Origin of the sequence: Brucella sp. IR068 (assembly GCF_049065885.1) — a bacterium.
Classification (GTDB): domain Bacteria; phylum Pseudomonadota; class Alphaproteobacteria; order Rhizobiales; family Rhizobiaceae; genus Brucella; species Brucella intermedia.
In genome coordinates this window covers 125246-139503 of the sequence record NZ_JBAKHE010000003.1, presented here as the reverse complement: position 1 = coordinate 139503, position 14258 = coordinate 125246, and the positions used below count along the sequence as shown (strand labels likewise).

Genomic DNA, 14258 nt, shown 5'->3' with positions numbered 1-14258 from the left:
TTCAGATCACGGTGCGTATCACTCGCGGCCCAAGCGTGGCCCAAACGTGAGTTGACATTTCCATGACAGAAATGTGACAGGATTTTTGTGAAGTCTCGGAGTTGGTGAGTAAAAACATGCCGGGTGTGATGGAAAATACCGCAGCGCGTCGCTGGAGCGATGCCGCGATTTTCGGGCCTGCCCGTATTGCCTGGCCGCTGCGTCTGGCCGCCATTGCGCTTGCTTCCATGGTGCTTTCGACCCTGCTGGTTTTCGCCATCGAATGGATCGTGCGCGGCTCGTTCACCGATACGATGCAGTTCTTCCGCACACCGCACAAGCCCGCATGGACGACCGTGGCGCTTTTCGTCGTCGTGCTCACCGCAAGCGACGCCATTTTCGGGCGCATCCATTATGGCTTCATCGTCGTCGGGCCGCTGGCGCTGATTGCCGCCACGACCGCCCGTGAAAAAAGCCTTTATCTCGGCGATCCGCTCTACCCGAGCGATTTTCTCTATGCCCGTCAGATCGTGGATCTTCTGCCGCTGCTGGTGCGCGACCGGCCATGGAGCGCGGTGGGCATAGCCCTGCTGCTCATCGCCTCGGCAGCCTTGATGATCACCGTGACGCTGTTCTGGTGGCGGCGTTTCGACCCGATCCCGTGGAAGGGGCGGATGCTGCGTCTTGCCTTCGCGCTGCCGCTGCTCGCCTGGTTCGCGGTCATTTCTGATTATGCGAGTTTTTCGCTGGCCCGGGACCGTCTGCGCATTCTGCCCATCATGTGGGACCAGAAGGAAAATTACGCGCATAACGGCTTCACCATGGCTTTCATCCTGAATGTGCCGATGGCAACCGTCTTCGCGCCGGAAGGTTATTCCCCGGAGGCGATTGCCGCCATCGAACCGCCCGCGCAGCTCATCCCTGCCGCATTCGACAGCCGCAAGCCGGACGTCATCATGGTGATGAGCGAATCCTTCTGGGATCCGACGCGCCTTCCCGGCGTGGCCTTCAGCGCCGATCCGATCCCGACAGTGCGTGCGGAACAGTCCGGCCATGTCTTCTCGCCGGAATTCGGCGGCATGACGGCCAATGTCGAGTTTGAAGCATTGACCGGGTTTTCCAAGGCGTTCCTGCCTTCGGGCAGCATTCCGTACCAGCAATATATCCGTCGCCCGCTTCCCTCGCTTGCAAGCTTTTTCAAGGATCAGGGTTACGCCACGCGGGCCATCCATCCCTATCGCCAATGGTTCTGGAACCGTGGTCCCGTCTATGAAAGCATGGGCTTCGACCGGTTCATGTCAGAGGAAAACATGCCGCCGCTGGAAAAGCGCGGTGCGCTGGCGTCCGACGCTGCCTTGACCGATGAAATCATCCGCGAAGCCGATTCCATGGATGCGCCGTTCTTCTTCTTCGCCGTTTCTCTTCAGGGACATGGCCCATATGAGGCCAACCGCTATCCAGATTCCAAACTCGAGGTGCAGACCGACGCCAGCGAGCATACCCGCCAGTCGATCCGTTCCTATTCGCAAGGAGCGATGGATGCCGATGCAAGCCTTGCAAGGCTGATGGAGTGGGCATCCAAGCGTGACCGCGAAACCATTCTCGTCTTCTTCGGCGACCATCTGCCGCCACTCGGCCCCGTCTATGTCGAGACCGGCTTCATGGCAAACCGGGTTGCAAGCCGCACCGCATCTGCCGAAGATATGATGCTGCAGCACGAAACCCCGCTGGTTCTCTGGTCAAACAAGCGTGGGGCCGAACGGGGAACGGGCACGATCAGCCCCGCCTTCCTGCCGCTGCACATTCTGGACATGGCCGGGATGCAGCACCCCTATTACACCGGCTTCCTGCGCCAGTTGCACGAGCGCTACCGGGTCGTTGACAATCATGCAGTGTTTGACCGGTCGGAGAATGCCGAAGAGGGCTGGCAACAACGGCCGCCCTTCCCGCCGCTGCTGCGCGATTATCAGATGCTGCAATATGACATGATCTTCGGCAGCAATTTCGCCCGCGAGCGCTTCTTCCCCCCGCATCCCGAACAGAGTTAGACAGGTCTATACCGGCGCCTTGCCGGACGACTGGCGAATGACGAGTTTATAATCAATCTGCCGCGAAGCCGACAAATGGCCGGTTTCGATCTGTTTCAAGAGCATGTCCGCCGCGTCGCGCGTCATCTCGAAAATCGGCTGGCGGACAGTGGTGATCTGCGGCGAGACCATGCTGGCGATAGCGCTGTCATCGAAGCCCACCACCGTCAGCTGGTCGGGTATCGCAAGATTATGGTCATAGGCGACCTGCATGACGGCAGCCGCCATATCGTCGTTTGACGCAAACACCGCCGTCGGCGGCTCATCGAGCGAAAGCAATTTCTTTCCGGCAGCAAGGCCGCTTGTGAAACTGAAACCACCCTGCACCTCGTAATCCGGGTTACGCCCGATCCCCGCCTGCTCCAGCGCGCGCCGATAGCCCGCCAGGCGCAGTTCCGCCGAACGATGGGTTGGATCGCCAATGACGATGGCGATCCGGCGGTGGCCGAGTTTCAGAAGATATTCCATGAGATCGAAGGCGGCAGCCCCGTCATCAATCGTGACGCTGTCGGTCGGATGGACATTCACATCGCCCGCCACCCGCGCAAACGGCATTGCCGATGCCGTCAGTTCGGCGAGGATTTCAGGATCGTCCGACATGGGCGGCGTCACGATGATGCCGTCGAGGCCGGAGGCGTGCGCCGTTTCGATCAGCGCGCCGCGAATATCATCCCGATTTTCGACGGGAAAGATCAGCAGGCGGTATCGCGTGTCGCGCAGCCGTTCCAGCGCGCCCATCTGCAATTCGGTGACGTAGCTGGCGCTCGGATTTTCGAAGAAAAGACCGATCAGGTGAGACCGGCGTTCGACAAGGTTGCGGGCGGCGGCATTGGGGCGGTATCGCAACTCGCTTCCGGCCTGCCGGACCTTTTCGCGGATGGCCTCGCGCACATTCGGTTCGTCATTATAGACGCGCGAAACTGTCTTGATCGACACACCGGCAAGGCGTGCCACATCATGAATGGTTGCTCGTTTTCCTGCTGCGGCCATATCGGATCGTCTCCCTCCCTCTCCGATCTATCCTTCTGTTTTCACGCATTATCCGACGCAAAACCGCTTCGCACTTTTGCTGGAAATGCTCTAACCGCTTCGCCGCAAAACGAAAAGAGAAATCAGGGAATTGAGCAGACCCGCGATCGCGTCAGAAAGCGAACCTCGCGGCCATTGTCGAGCGAAAACATGCCTCCGCGTCCGGGGACGACATCGATGATGAGTTCGGTATGTTTCCAGGCTTCATATTGCGGGCCGCTGATATAGACCGGAGCACCACCGATTTCTCCGAGCTTCACGTCCGTGTCGCCCACCATGAATTCGCCTTGCGGATAGCACATCGGCGATGACCCATCGCAACAACCACCCGACTGGTGGAACATGATCGGCCCATATTCGGCCTGCAATTCCCGGATGAGATCAAGTGCGGCCTGTGTGGCGCTCACCTGTCCGTGGTCCGTATCGGGGCTTTTCTCCGCCATATCCTCCTCCCGGGACGACGAGCGGGCACTTGTGCAATGCCCGCCCGGATGTGCATTCTACCGCACCCTTGATGCGGCACGGGGCATTATTGCGTGAGGTCCATGACCACGCGGCCTTCGATATTGCCCTGCCGCATATCGTCAAAGATGGAGTTGATATCCTCCAGCTTTTCGGTGCGGATGGTGGCTCGCACCTTGCCATCACCGGCAAAATCGAGCGACTCCTGCAGATCGAGCCGGGTGCCGACAATCGATCCGCGCACTGTAACGCCGTTCAGCACCATATTGAAGATGGAAAGCGGGAAGTCGCCGGGCGGCAGGCCGTTCAGCGAGACAGTGCCGCCGCGCGACACCATGCCCAGCGCCTGTTCGAAGGCGATCGGCGAAACCGCCGTAACCAGCACGCCCTGCGCGCCGCCGTCGGTTTCCTTCTTGATATAGGCCGCCGGATCGTTATGCGTCTTGGCGTTGACGGTTACAGTTGCGCCGAGCCTGCGCGCAAGATCGAGCTTTTTGTCGTCGATATCGACAGCAGCAACATTGAGCCCCATGGCCCTGGCATACTGCACCGCCATATGGCCCAGTCCGCCCACGCCGGAGATAACAACCCAGTCGCCAGGCTTCGTATCCGTAACCTTGAGACCCTTGTAGACCGTTACGCCCGCACACAGGACCGGCGCGATTTCGTTGAAATCGATGCTCTTCGGCAAATGGCCGACGAAATTGGGATCGGCAACCACATATTCGGCAAAGCCGCCATTGACCGAATAGCCCGTATTCTCCTGTGCCTCGCAGAGCGTTTCCCAGCCGCCCAGGCAATGGCGGCAATGCCCGCATGCGGTGTAGAGCCATGGAACGCCGACCCGGTCGCCTTCCTTCACGTGTTTGACACCGCTACCCACGGCAGAGACGTAACCGACGCCCTCATGGCCCGGAATGAACGGCGGATTGGGCTTGACCGGCCAATCGCCCTCGGCTGCGTGCAGATCGGTATGGCAAACGCCCGACGCCTGAATGGCGACCTGTATCTGGCCGGGGCCGGGTTCGGGCACCGGCACTTCTTCAATCGTCAGGGGCTTTCCGAATGCGCGCACCACGGCGGCTTTCATTGTCTTTGCCATGAAGTTTCTCCTTCGTTGTCGAACTGAGCTGGCTTCCTGGGGGACGGAAGAAATGTGAAAATTCGCAGTCATGGACAAAAGGTCGCCCGGGCGTTTCCGCCCAGGCCCCTTGGGAGGGTATTGGGAATCGTTAAAGTCGACGCAATACTGGCATGAAGAGCGATCCCGACCCTTGATTGAACGCAATGCGAAGACGTTTTCTCCGCATTGCGTCTGCCGGGAGTTCTAGAAGAAGCCCAGCTTCTTCGGGCTGTAGCTCACAAGCATGTTCTTGGTGTTCTGATAATGGTCGAGCATCTTCAGATGGTTTTCGCGACCGATACCCGACTGCTTGTAACCGCCGAATGCCGCATGGGCCGGATAGGCGTGGTAGCAGTTGGTCCACACACGGCCAGCCTGAATGGCCCGTCCGAAGCGATAGGCGCGGGTCCCGTCGCGGGTCCATATGCCGGCGCCGAGGCCGTAAAGCGTATCGTTGGCAATCGATAGCGCTTCGGCGTCGTCCTTGAAGGTAGCGACGGACACGACCGGACCGAAGATTTCCTCCTGGAAGATGCGCATCTTGTTGTTGCCCTTGAACACCGTCGGCTTGACGTAATAGCCACCGGCGAGATCGCCCGGCAGAATATTGCGCTCGCCGCCGGTCAGCACTTCGGCGCCTTCCTGACGGCCGATATCGAGATAGCTCAGGATTTTTTCCAGCTGCTCGCTGGATGCCTGCGCACCGATCATCGTGGCCGGATCGAGCGGGTCGCCCTGCACGATGGCCTCCACGCGCTTCAGCGCTTTCTCCATGAACTTGTCGTAGATCGATTCATGGACAAGCGCGCGGCTCGGACAGGTGCAGACTTCGCCCTGGTTGAGCGCGAACATCACGAAGCCTTCGATGGCCTTGTCGAGGAAATCATCATCTTCCGCGGCAACATCCTTGAAGAAGATATTCGGCGACTTGCCGCCCAGTTCCAGCGTAACCGGAATGAGGTTCTGGCTGGCATATTGCATGATCAGGCGTCCGGTCGTCGTTTCGCCGGTGAAGGCGATCTTGGCGATGCGCGGGCTCGAGGCGAGCGGCTTGCCTGCCTCGAGGCCGAAGCCGTTGACGACATTGACGACACCGGGCGGCAACAGATCGCCGATCAGCTCCATAAGCACCAGGATCGAAGCCGGAGTCTGCTCGGCCGGTTTCAGAACGACGCAGTTGCCTGCCGCAAGGGCGGGCGCAAGTTTCCACGTCGCCATGAGGATCGGGAAGTTCCAGGGAATGATCTGGCCGACGACACCGAGCGGTTCATGAAAATGATAGGCGACCGTGTCGTGATCGATTTCCGAAATGCCGCCTTCCTGGGCGCGAATGACGCCTGCGAAATAGCGGAAATGGTCTATAGCGAGCGGCAGGTCGGCATTGGTGGTTTCACGGATCGGCTTGCCGTTGTCCCACGTTTCGGCAGCCGCCAGCGCGGGCAGGTTTTCCTCAATCCGGTCGGCGATGCGATTGAGGATGAGCGCGCGTTCAGCCGCGCTCGTCTTGCCCCAGGCATCCTTGGCGGCATGCGCTGCGTCGAGCGCCGCTTCAATGTCAGCGGCATCCGAACGGGCTATTTCGCAAAGCACCTGTCCGTTGACGGGCGACGTGTTGTCGAAATAGCGCCCCGATTTAGGCTCGACCCATTTGCCGCCGATGAAGTTTCCGTAACGCTTTGCAAAAGCCGGCTTCACGGTCCGGCTGAATTCAACCTTGTTCATGACATCCTCCCAGAAACAACGCTGCTCCTACAGCGCTTCATGGTTGAGGATCGCGCGGGAGCGGGGAAGAGTCATCCCACGCATTCAAGCTCGCAAGATCATGTGTCGCAATATTGAGACAGTTTCGCCCGCCTATTTCAGCGTGGCTTCATCAATGGGCGCGAATGATCTTCAGACGGTTCAGCTTGCGGTGCAGCGTCGCCCGGCTGATGCCCAGAAGCTGCGCCGCAAAGGAAATATTACCCTCCGCGCGGGCCAGTGCCCGCAGGATCACCCCGCGCTCCGATTCCGCCATGTCCTCGCGCGGGTCGGCGGGCGTCCCCAGAAGATCTGCGGCGGGCAAGGGGCCTGCCAGTGCATCATCGTCAAGCTCCAGGGCAAGGCGCGCCGCGCGCGTCGCGCCGACGACGAGGTCGTCCTTGTCGACGGCGATCAGCGCGCCACCGGTGCGGTCCGGGCTTGGCGCCAGCATGATGCGCGCATCGGGAAAAGCCTGACGGAAATTTTCAGCCTCGATGCGGCGCGCAGCGTCGATAACGGCCACCGATATAAGCTGCGCAAAAGCCTCGGTCAGATCGGCGCGGCAGGAGGAGACATCAAGTGCTGCCATCAGGCGTCCCTGATGGTCATGGATGGGAGCGACCGTGCAGGAAAGCCCGATATTGCGCGTATGGAAATGCTGGTCGCGATGGATCGTCAGCGGGCGCTGTTCAACGATGCAGGTGCCGATGCCGTTGGTGCCTTCGCTCTGTTCGCTCCAGACAGCACCGGTCCAAAGCCCCCAACGGTAGAAGGTGTCGTCATCGCCCGGCGCGCCGCGCCGTTCGACCGGCACGCCTTCGCTGTCGGCCAGCAACACACAGCAGCCAACGCCGCCGACGGCCAGATAAAGGCGGTCCATACTGGCTTGCGCTATGCTGACGAGGCGTTCGATCCGTTGATGGGCGGTTCGGAACTCGCCATCGGAAAGTGTGCGCACCGATCCCGGTTCGGCAGGGTCGAGCCCGTGCAGTTCCGCCGAGCGCCGCCACGAGGCGACGAGAGCAGACCGTGCAGCCCCACCCGCCGTCGTGATTGCGGATTGGATGCGGTCAGCATGTGTCCGGTCGTGCGGTGTGCCCATCTTTTCCTCCCAGGAAGGCTGGAACCCGCTATATGGGAGAATAATGACTGCTCAAAACACAACTGGCAAGTGCGGCTAGAGCGGCTCCTATTCTAACAGAATCGCCGGAACCGCTCTAACTATTTGTTTTATCGCATTATCCAACGCAAAACCGTTTCACACTTTTGCTGGAAATGCTCTAAAGATCGAGAGGGGTCAGGCGACGCGCGCTGGCTTCAGATATTCCTCAAGCGAGGAAACATCCGCCGCATTGAGGCGAAGACCCAGTTTCGTGCGCCGCCACAAGATATCCTCGGCGCTGACTGCCCACTCATTTTCCTGAAGATACCGCACTTCGGCTTCGTAAAGGTCGGCGCCGAAATATTGTCCGAGGTCGGTCAGGGAAGCGGCACCCTTGAGCAGGCTGTGGATGCGCGTTCCATATTGCCGGAACAGCCGTCGCGCATGGGCCGGGGCGAGGAAGGAATAAGCGGCGTTTACCTTCTGCAACTCACGCTCGAACTCGACATCCACGAAATCGCCGCCGGGCAACGGGGCGGCATGGGTCCATGGCGCTCCCTTCTGCCCCAGCCGCTGCTCGATCTTCTCCAGCATATGTTCGGCAAGCCGGCGCGCCGTGGTCAGCTTGCCGCCGAACACATTGATCAGGGGAGCAAGCCCATCGGGCGCATCCTCTTTCAGCACGTAATCGCGGGTCGCTTCCTGCGCCTTGCTCGCGCCGTCATCATAAAGCGGACGCACACCGGAATAGGTCCACACGATATCCGCGCGACTGACGGGTTCCTTGAAATATTCGCTGGCGGCCGCACAGAGATAGTCGGTTTCGCTGTCGGTGATCGCGACCTTGGCCGGATCGCCCTCATAATCCTGATCGGTCGTGCCGATCAGGGTAAAATCATCTTCATAAGGAATGGCGAAGATGATGCGCCCGTCATTGTTCTGGAAGAAATAGGAGCGCGGATCGGAAAATTTCCTGCGCACCACGATATGGCTGCCCTGAACGAGGCGGACATTGTGAAGCTGGCGATCTCCCTCCACGCCCTGCAGCACCTTGTCGGCCCACGGACCGGCGGCATTGACCAGCAGGCGGGCGCGAACTTCCTCGCGCTCGTGCGTGTCGGTATCTTCCAATGTGATGGTCCAGCATTCCCGGTCACGGCGGGCCGCCACGACCCTGGTCCGGGTGCGGATCATCGCGCCGCGATCCGCCGCATCCCGGGCGGTCAGGGCAACGAAGCGCGCATCGTCGACCCAGCAGTCCGAATATTCAAATGCCTTGGTAAAAAGCGGCTTCAAGGGCGCGGCCGCCGGATCGGAGCGCATATCGAGCGTCCGCGTGGCGGCAAGTTTTTTGCGTCCGCCCAGATGGTCGTAGAGGAACAGCCCCAGTCTCAGCAGCCATGCAGGGCGCACTCCGCCCTTGTGATAAGGCAGCACGAACCGCATCGGATGAATGATGTGCGGTGCATTGGCCCACAGCACTTCCCGCTCCATAAGCGCCTCGCGCACCAGACGAAATTCATAATGCTCGAGATAGCGCAATCCGCCATGGATGAGTTTGGTGGCCCGCGAGGATGTGCCGCTGGCCAGGTCGTTCATCTCGGCCAGGCCAACCGAAAATCCCCGGCCAATCGCGTCGCGCGCGATACCGCATCCATTGATGCCGCCGCCGATTACAAAAATGTCGAATAGTTTCTCTTGCGCCATGGCGAACCCCGAAGACCACTCTCCGAAAACCAAAGCGAATATAATTCATTTAATACGAAAGCAAATCGAAAATAAACGAAACTAGGACTCTTTTTCCGCTGTCGGGCTTTCGCCAAGGGTTTCAATCAGTTCGACCTCGTTTTCCCGGCACAGGTTCCGCAACTGGTCCGACGGGCAGTGATCGGTAATGAATGTGTCGATCTGCGATATATGGCCGATGCGCACCGGCGCCGTGCGCTCCAGCTTTGTGGCGTCGGTCACGAGGATGACATGCCGGGCATTGGCAATGATGGCCTGCGCCACTTTCACTTCGCGGAAATCGAAATCGAGCAGCGCCCCGTCTTCGTCCATGGCCGAGGCTCCGATGATCGCGTAATCGACCTTGAACTGCCGGATGAAATCAACGGCGGCTTCGCCGACGATCCCCCCGTCCGACGGACGCACGACACCGCCCGCGACCACTACCTCGATCGAGGCGTGAACCCGCAATGTATTGGCAACATTGATATTATTGGTGATGACCATAAGATTGTCATGGTCGACCAGTGCCTGGCTGACGGCCTCGGTCGTGGTGCCGATATTGATGAACAATGAAGCGCCATCGGGAATGATCTCCGCGGCAGCGCGCCCGATCGCTTCCTTCTCATGCGCCGCGATGCGACGCCGCGCCTCATATTCCATGTTCTCGACACCGGACGGATAGAGCGCCCCACCATGGATGCGGCGCAGCATCCGAGCCCGGCAGAGGTCGTTCAGGTCCTTGCGCACCGTTTGCGGCGTCACCTCGAATGCCGCGGCAAGATCGTCCACCAGAACCTGCCCCTGTTTGCGAGCGAGCTCTAGAATTGCGTTGTGACGGGGAGTGAGCTGCATTGTTGTCCTGAGGCTGGCATTATTCTGATCGCGTCCGGATAATTTCGCGGTTTTTCAATAGAAAGCAACCACTTCAGCCGGAACAATTTTCGACATAGGCCGCCTTTCTTCAGCGGCTGAAGCAGAATGGCCGGTTTGCCCAGCGCGAAAACGCGGGAAAAATCTGCACGTCAGGCAAGCGGGACCGGGTGCCGGCGCTCCCAATGTGGAGTAACGACACCGGACCAAACGAGAAATGATGATTTAATCGAGATCGAATTTTTCGCCATACATCCGGTGCAGCTTGCAAGCCACTTCCGTACGGTTTGCGGCGCCGATCTTCTTCATGATGTTATGGACATGCGCCTTCACTGTACCCTCGCTCATGCCGAGCTCGAAGGCGATGATCTTGTTCGACTTGCCGATCCGGATCGCATGGACAACCTCGATCTCGCGCGCGGTGAGCAGTTCTCCCAGAACGTCGTCGTCGATATCGGCCGGCGCGGTCTGAAAAACCATGGAAGCGGGCACATACATGCCGCCGGCGGTGGCAAGATGAATGGCCTCGACACAGACTTTTATATCGACCGAGGTGGGAATATAGCCGCGAGCGCCGATTTCCATGGCACGCACGACCTGAGCCCACTCCTCGCGTTCAGCGAGAAACACGACCGGCACCGGACGCCAGAGCTCGATCACAGCCTGCAGCTTTTCTGAGAAAAATGGGTCCGCCAGTCGCTTCGAACCTATATTGATCAGAACAACAGCAATATCCTCGGTTGGATCTGCCAGTTCGATCGTCGCTTGTGTTTCCACGGGAAGCTTGAGCCCGTTCAGCACAAGCCCGTTATAAAGACATTGCCGTTCAAGATTGCTCTTGCATACCAGCAACAGGCGCCGTTCCCGTACGGCCTCAATACCCGAAGCACCCCCCCTGTCATCCCCGTGCTCCGGAGCAGTCCAAATGCTATCCCCTCTTACTTCCAACATGTGATGCTCCCGGCATACTCAAGTTGCTCTATGTTTATGCATCCTACTATTACTTTCGTCAGAGACGAGTGTTTTCCAATGCTTACATGGATAGAGCCCTAACCATGACCAGCGTGAATATTGCTATCGGGAAATAATCGTGTCATTAACTTATGTTAGCAATGCATAAAATTTATGACCACTTGTAAGAAAGACTTGAACGGCAGGAGATATAGCCTCTATATCTTTGGTTTAGTTGATTTCCGATTTTACTGAAATTTGAGAAGCTCAAGACGGAATTTGAGTAACTCTTGCTCAAGGATATTCATGCTCACTGGCAGAAATATCCCTCGATTATTCATGTGTTCTTCCAAGCGGAAGATCGCCCTGTAGTTTTCAGAAAATGTTTGGAGCGCATTTCGATTTGCTTAGATGAGATCAGCGCCCTAACTGTTCGTCTTAATGCGCATTCTCGCCGAAAGGCCGTTTCACACATATCAAAATTTGCTCCAACGGGTTAAAAATGCACAGTGGCAGACAGACCACAGACCCATCGACTGAAGCGCTCATTGGTTTATTGGAGGCCTCTCCAATTTTCGCCAAGCTCGGAGCGCGGGAGATAGACGCGCTTTCTTCTCTCACCATTATCGAAGGCGACTTTGCCGCCGATGCCGCGATCATCAGGCAGGGAGAACAAATCAGAAGCCTCCATCTCGTGCGTTCCGGCTGGGGATGTGTCTATCGCGATCTGGCCAGCGGCGAGAGGCAGATCATCGACTTCCCCATGCGAAGCGATTTTCTGGGGCTGCGAACGGCGGACGGTTACAGCTATAACACCATCACGGCAATCACGCCCATGTCGGTGTTCGAAATTCCGCTCGTCTCTCTCGAGGCCTCCATTGAATACGCGCCGCGCCTCAGCCTGATCTTCATAGAGCTTCTCGCGCGCCAGCGATCCCTGCTTATCGAGCATCTTACCAATATCGGGTGCCGGGCTGCCTTCGTCCGCACCGCGCATCTGTTTCTCGAACTTTCCGACCGCGTGCAATCTTCGGGGATGGGCGATGCAAATTCCTTCTACTGCCCGCTGACACAATATCAGCTTGCCGATGCACTGGGGCTGACGCCAATTCATCTCAACCGGATGCTGCGCGACTTGCGGGAAGAAGGGCTGATCCTGTTCCGCTCAAACCGGGTGGAAATTCTGGACCGGAAGCGCGTGGCCGCCCTTGCCCAGTACGACGGAGAGTTCATGCGGATGTCGGTTTTCGGGAAAGAAGAATGACAACCGATGTAAGTACTCTATCCCACAGACCCCACATTAATTGTAGGTGCTGTTGTTTCCCGCTTTATTTCCGCTTTGGCGCTCTCCTCGGCAGTTCACCCTCTGGCCGAGGCGGATATGGCTTCAAGTTTTTAGGCGGCGACCATGAGTTGACCTTCGGTAGCGACTTTTTGATGCCTCGCTGATGAAGGTAAAGACCTGCTGTCAAGTACGCGTCCTCAAGCGCTCCGTGCCGCTTTCCGATACGTGATAAACCTATTCGGGCCAAGCAGTCATCGAGCTTGGCGGACTGGCCAGACCATATTTCTCGGGACCGCTCCATGGTGCAGAATACCGGATGGGGGAGCATATCCACTTCCGCCTTCCGAAACTCCCGTTGCACATAGCGCATATCGAAATCTGCGTTATGTGCCACGATTTCATCCGCCCAATCGAACCACTTACGGATTGGAGCGGCAAGATCAGAAAACAAGTCCTGATATCGTGTCATCCAATTATCGTAGCCATGCACGGCTTCCGCCTGCGGATGGCTGTCTTTCCTTGGATCGAATATCAGATGTAGAGACTGGTGAAGAAGTTCATCACCTTCGATTTTGACCGCCCCTATGGTCACGATCCGGTCGTATGGCAACAGTCCAGTCGTTTCAGTATCGACTACAATTACTCGCTTCTTGCGTGTATGGACCGCTGGGTTTGATAACTCGTCCATGCCTCCCCCCTATTTTTCGGGAATGAAGCATATTTCAGGTTGCATAATGGTGTAGCTTTTCGCCGCAGCATAGAAAAATCGCCCCGTAGGGCGCCATCTTGCATTTCAATGGGAGAAGATCACCAAGCCGAAACCAATAATCGGGGAATATCCAAGTTTCTCAGTAACTTGAAAGATGGTCGGAGTGAGAGGATTCGAACCTCCGACCCCCTCGTCCCGAACGAGGTGCGCTACCAGGCTGCGCTACACTCCGTGACCATGTGGCCTTGACCATTGAGGCGGCTTATAACGCTCCAGATTTCAAGCCGCAAGAGCATCTTGTCGTTTTTTTGAATGCCGAACCCGAAAAGCTGGAAAGAGCTTCAAACGGTCTCGAAAACCGGCAGCGTCCCGCCGCCAAACGCCACAAAATTGGGGTTGGCAAAACCGCCGACACCTTCGCTGGCGCGCTGGCCATAGGAGAGCGGTATCCCCTCGAAAGTGGTCGTTAGACCACCTGCGGCGCGCAGCACGGCATCGCCTGCCGCCGTATCCCACTCCATGGTGGGACCAAAACGCGGGTAAATATCGGCTTCGCCGCTGGCAATAAGGCAGAACTTCAGCGACGAACCGATGGAAACGCAGTTGGTAATCCGGTTGTCGTTCAAGAATTTTTCCGTTTCCGGGTTTTTATGGGACCGGCTGCAGACCGCCACCTGCTCGGCTCCATGAACGCGCACCCCTATCCCCCGCCGTGTTCCCAGCGCGTGATCCTTGGTCGTGGTTATTTCTTCCGCACCGCTGCCGGTTCCGACAAACAAGCGATTGCGAACGGGTGCATAAACGATGCCCAGAACCGGAGCGCCATCCTCGATCAGGCCAATATTCACCGTGAAATCGCCGTTGCGCAGCAGGAATTCACGGGTTCCATCCAGAGGATCGACCAGTAGAAACCGCCGTCCCAGTTGCGCGGGCAGGCGTCCCGCCGCCACTTCCTCTTCAGCCACAACCGGAATATCCGGGGCGACCGAAGCCAGTGCGGAAAGGATGATGGCCTCCGCGTCACGATCTGCTTCCGTGACCGGAGAAGAATCTTTCTTGCTGTGAACCGCGCAACCATTGGCATAGTGCTTCATGATCGTGCGGCCCGCCTCCAATGCGGCTTCCAGCAGCACGGCAAGCATTGCTTCGGCGCTCGGATCGGCTTTCGGGGAGGCTGAAATCTTCATTTG

12 protein-coding genes and 1 tRNA gene are annotated in these 14258 nt (G+C 58.1%); 2 read left to right on the top strand and 11 right to left on the bottom strand.

What is annotated here, in order from left to right; all coding sequences use genetic code 11:
* Positions 1-116: 116 nt before the first annotated feature.
* Positions 117-2027, top strand: coding sequence for an LTA synthase family protein (locus ACOWVS_RS06410; RefSeq protein ID WP_021586344.1), 1911 nt, complete (start codon positions 117-119; stop codon positions 2025-2027).
* 6 nt (positions 2028-2033) lie between these two features.
* On the opposite strand, the gene ACOWVS_RS06405 is transcribed toward ACOWVS_RS06410, so the two are convergent.
* The 8 genes from ACOWVS_RS06405 to ACOWVS_RS06370 all read right to left on the bottom strand — a co-directional run bounded on the left by ACOWVS_RS06405 (position 2034) and on the right by ACOWVS_RS06370 (position 11074).
* Positions 2034-3056, bottom strand: a complete 1023-nt coding sequence (locus tag ACOWVS_RS06405) for a LacI family DNA-binding transcriptional regulator (RefSeq protein ID WP_021586345.1) — start codon at positions 3054-3056, stop codon at positions 2034-2036.
* A gap of 122 nt (positions 3057-3178) precedes the next feature.
* Positions 3179-3538 carry a DUF779 domain-containing protein gene (locus tag ACOWVS_RS06400; protein ID WP_021586346.1) on the bottom strand — a complete coding sequence of 120 codons (360 nt, stop codon included), beginning with the start codon at positions 3536-3538 and terminating at the stop codon, positions 3179-3181.
* 86 nt (positions 3539-3624) lie between these two features.
* Positions 3625-4659, bottom strand: a complete 1035-nt coding sequence (adhP, locus tag ACOWVS_RS06395; protein ID WP_021586347.1) for an alcohol dehydrogenase AdhP — start codon at positions 4657-4659, stop codon at positions 3625-3627.
* 225 nt (positions 4660-4884) lie between these two features.
* Entirely contained in the window at positions 4885-6402 is a 1518-nt protein-coding gene (gene adh, locus ACOWVS_RS06390; RefSeq protein ID WP_021586348.1) for an aldehyde dehydrogenase, read from the bottom strand.
* A 151-nt stretch (positions 6403-6553) separates the two neighbouring features.
* Positions 6554-7525 (bottom strand): GAF domain-containing protein, encoded by a 972-nt coding sequence (locus ACOWVS_RS06385; protein WP_021586349.1) that lies wholly within the window; start codon positions 7523-7525, stop codon positions 6554-6556.
* A 195-nt stretch (positions 7526-7720) separates the two neighbouring features.
* Positions 7721-9232, bottom strand: coding sequence for a glycerol-3-phosphate dehydrogenase (glpD, locus tag ACOWVS_RS06380; protein ID WP_021586350.1), 1512 nt, complete (start codon positions 9230-9232; stop codon positions 7721-7723).
* An 81-nt stretch (positions 9233-9313) separates the two neighbouring features.
* A complete protein-coding gene (locus ACOWVS_RS06375; RefSeq protein WP_025089729.1) occupies positions 9314-10105 on the bottom strand; it encodes a DeoR/GlpR family DNA-binding transcription regulator in 792 nt (263 codons plus the stop codon).
* Positions 10106-10348: 243 nt separating this feature from the next.
* Positions 10349-11074 carry a response regulator transcription factor gene (locus ACOWVS_RS06370; RefSeq protein ID WP_006465924.1) on the bottom strand — a complete coding sequence of 242 codons (726 nt, stop codon included), beginning with the start codon at positions 11072-11074 and terminating at the stop codon, positions 10349-10351.
* Between the two features lie 502 nt (positions 11075-11576).
* On the opposite strand from ACOWVS_RS06370, the gene ACOWVS_RS06365 reads away from it, so the two are divergent.
* Entirely contained in the window at positions 11577-12338 is a 762-nt protein-coding gene (locus tag ACOWVS_RS06365) for a Crp/Fnr family transcriptional regulator (RefSeq protein ID WP_006470823.1), read from the top strand.
* Between the two features lie 64 nt (positions 12339-12402).
* Here the strand turns inward: ACOWVS_RS06365 and ACOWVS_RS06360 are convergent, their stop codons facing one another.
* The 3 genes from ACOWVS_RS06360 to cysQ form a co-directional block, all read right to left on the bottom strand.
* On the bottom strand, positions 12403-13047 hold the full coding sequence (locus tag ACOWVS_RS06360) for an exonuclease domain-containing protein (protein ID WP_021586355.1): 645 nt from the start codon (positions 13045-13047) through the stop codon (positions 12403-12405).
* Positions 13048-13223: 176 nt separating this feature from the next.
* Positions 13224-13300 (bottom strand) — tRNA-Pro (locus ACOWVS_RS06355).
* A 109-nt stretch (positions 13301-13409) separates the two neighbouring features.
* Positions 13410-14255, bottom strand: coding sequence for a 3'(2'),5'-bisphosphate nucleotidase CysQ (gene cysQ, locus ACOWVS_RS06350; RefSeq protein ID WP_021586356.1), 846 nt, complete (start codon positions 14253-14255; stop codon positions 13410-13412).
* Positions 14256-14258 lie beyond the last annotated feature (3 nt).

Excerpts from the sequence above, each read along its gene's own strand:
- ACOWVS_RS06405 (WP_021586345.1), bottom strand. The coding sequence starts at position 3,056 with ATGGCCGCAGCAGGAAAACGAGCAACCATTCATGATGTGGCACGCCTT.
- ACOWVS_RS06370 (WP_006465924.1), bottom strand. The coding sequence starts at position 11,074 with ATGTTGGAAGTAAGAGGGGATAGCATTTGGACTGCTCCGGAGCACGGG.
- adhP (WP_021586347.1), bottom strand. The coding sequence starts at position 4,659 with ATGGCAAAGACAATGAAAGCCGCCGTGGTGCGCGCATTCGGAAAGCCC.
- ACOWVS_RS06375 (WP_025089729.1), bottom strand. The coding sequence starts at position 10,105 with ATGCAGCTCACTCCCCGTCACAACGCAATTCTAGAGCTCGCTCGCAAA.
- ACOWVS_RS06400 (WP_021586346.1), bottom strand. The coding sequence starts at position 3,538 with ATGGCGGAGAAAAGCCCCGATACGGACCACGGACAGGTGAGCGCCACA.
- ACOWVS_RS06360 (WP_021586355.1), bottom strand. The coding sequence starts at position 13,047 with ATGGACGAGTTATCAAACCCAGCGGTCCATACACGCAAGAAGCGAGTA.
- adh (WP_021586348.1), bottom strand. The coding sequence starts at position 6,402 with ATGAACAAGGTTGAATTCAGCCGGACCGTGAAGCCGGCTTTTGCAAAG.
- glpD (WP_021586350.1), bottom strand. The coding sequence starts at position 9,232 with ATGGCGCAAGAGAAACTATTCGACATTTTTGTAATCGGCGGCGGCATC.
- ACOWVS_RS06385 (WP_021586349.1), bottom strand. The coding sequence starts at position 7,525 with ATGGGCACACCGCACGACCGGACACATGCTGACCGCATCCAATCCGCA.
- ACOWVS_RS06410 (WP_021586344.1), top strand. The coding sequence starts at position 117 with ATGCCGGGTGTGATGGAAAATACCGCAGCGCGTCGCTGGAGCGATGCC.
- cysQ (WP_021586356.1), bottom strand. The coding sequence starts at position 14,255 with ATGAAGATTTCAGCCTCCCCGAAAGCCGATCCGAGCGCCGAAGCAATG.
- ACOWVS_RS06365 (WP_006470823.1), top strand. The coding sequence starts at position 11,577 with ATGCACAGTGGCAGACAGACCACAGACCCATCGACTGAAGCGCTCATT.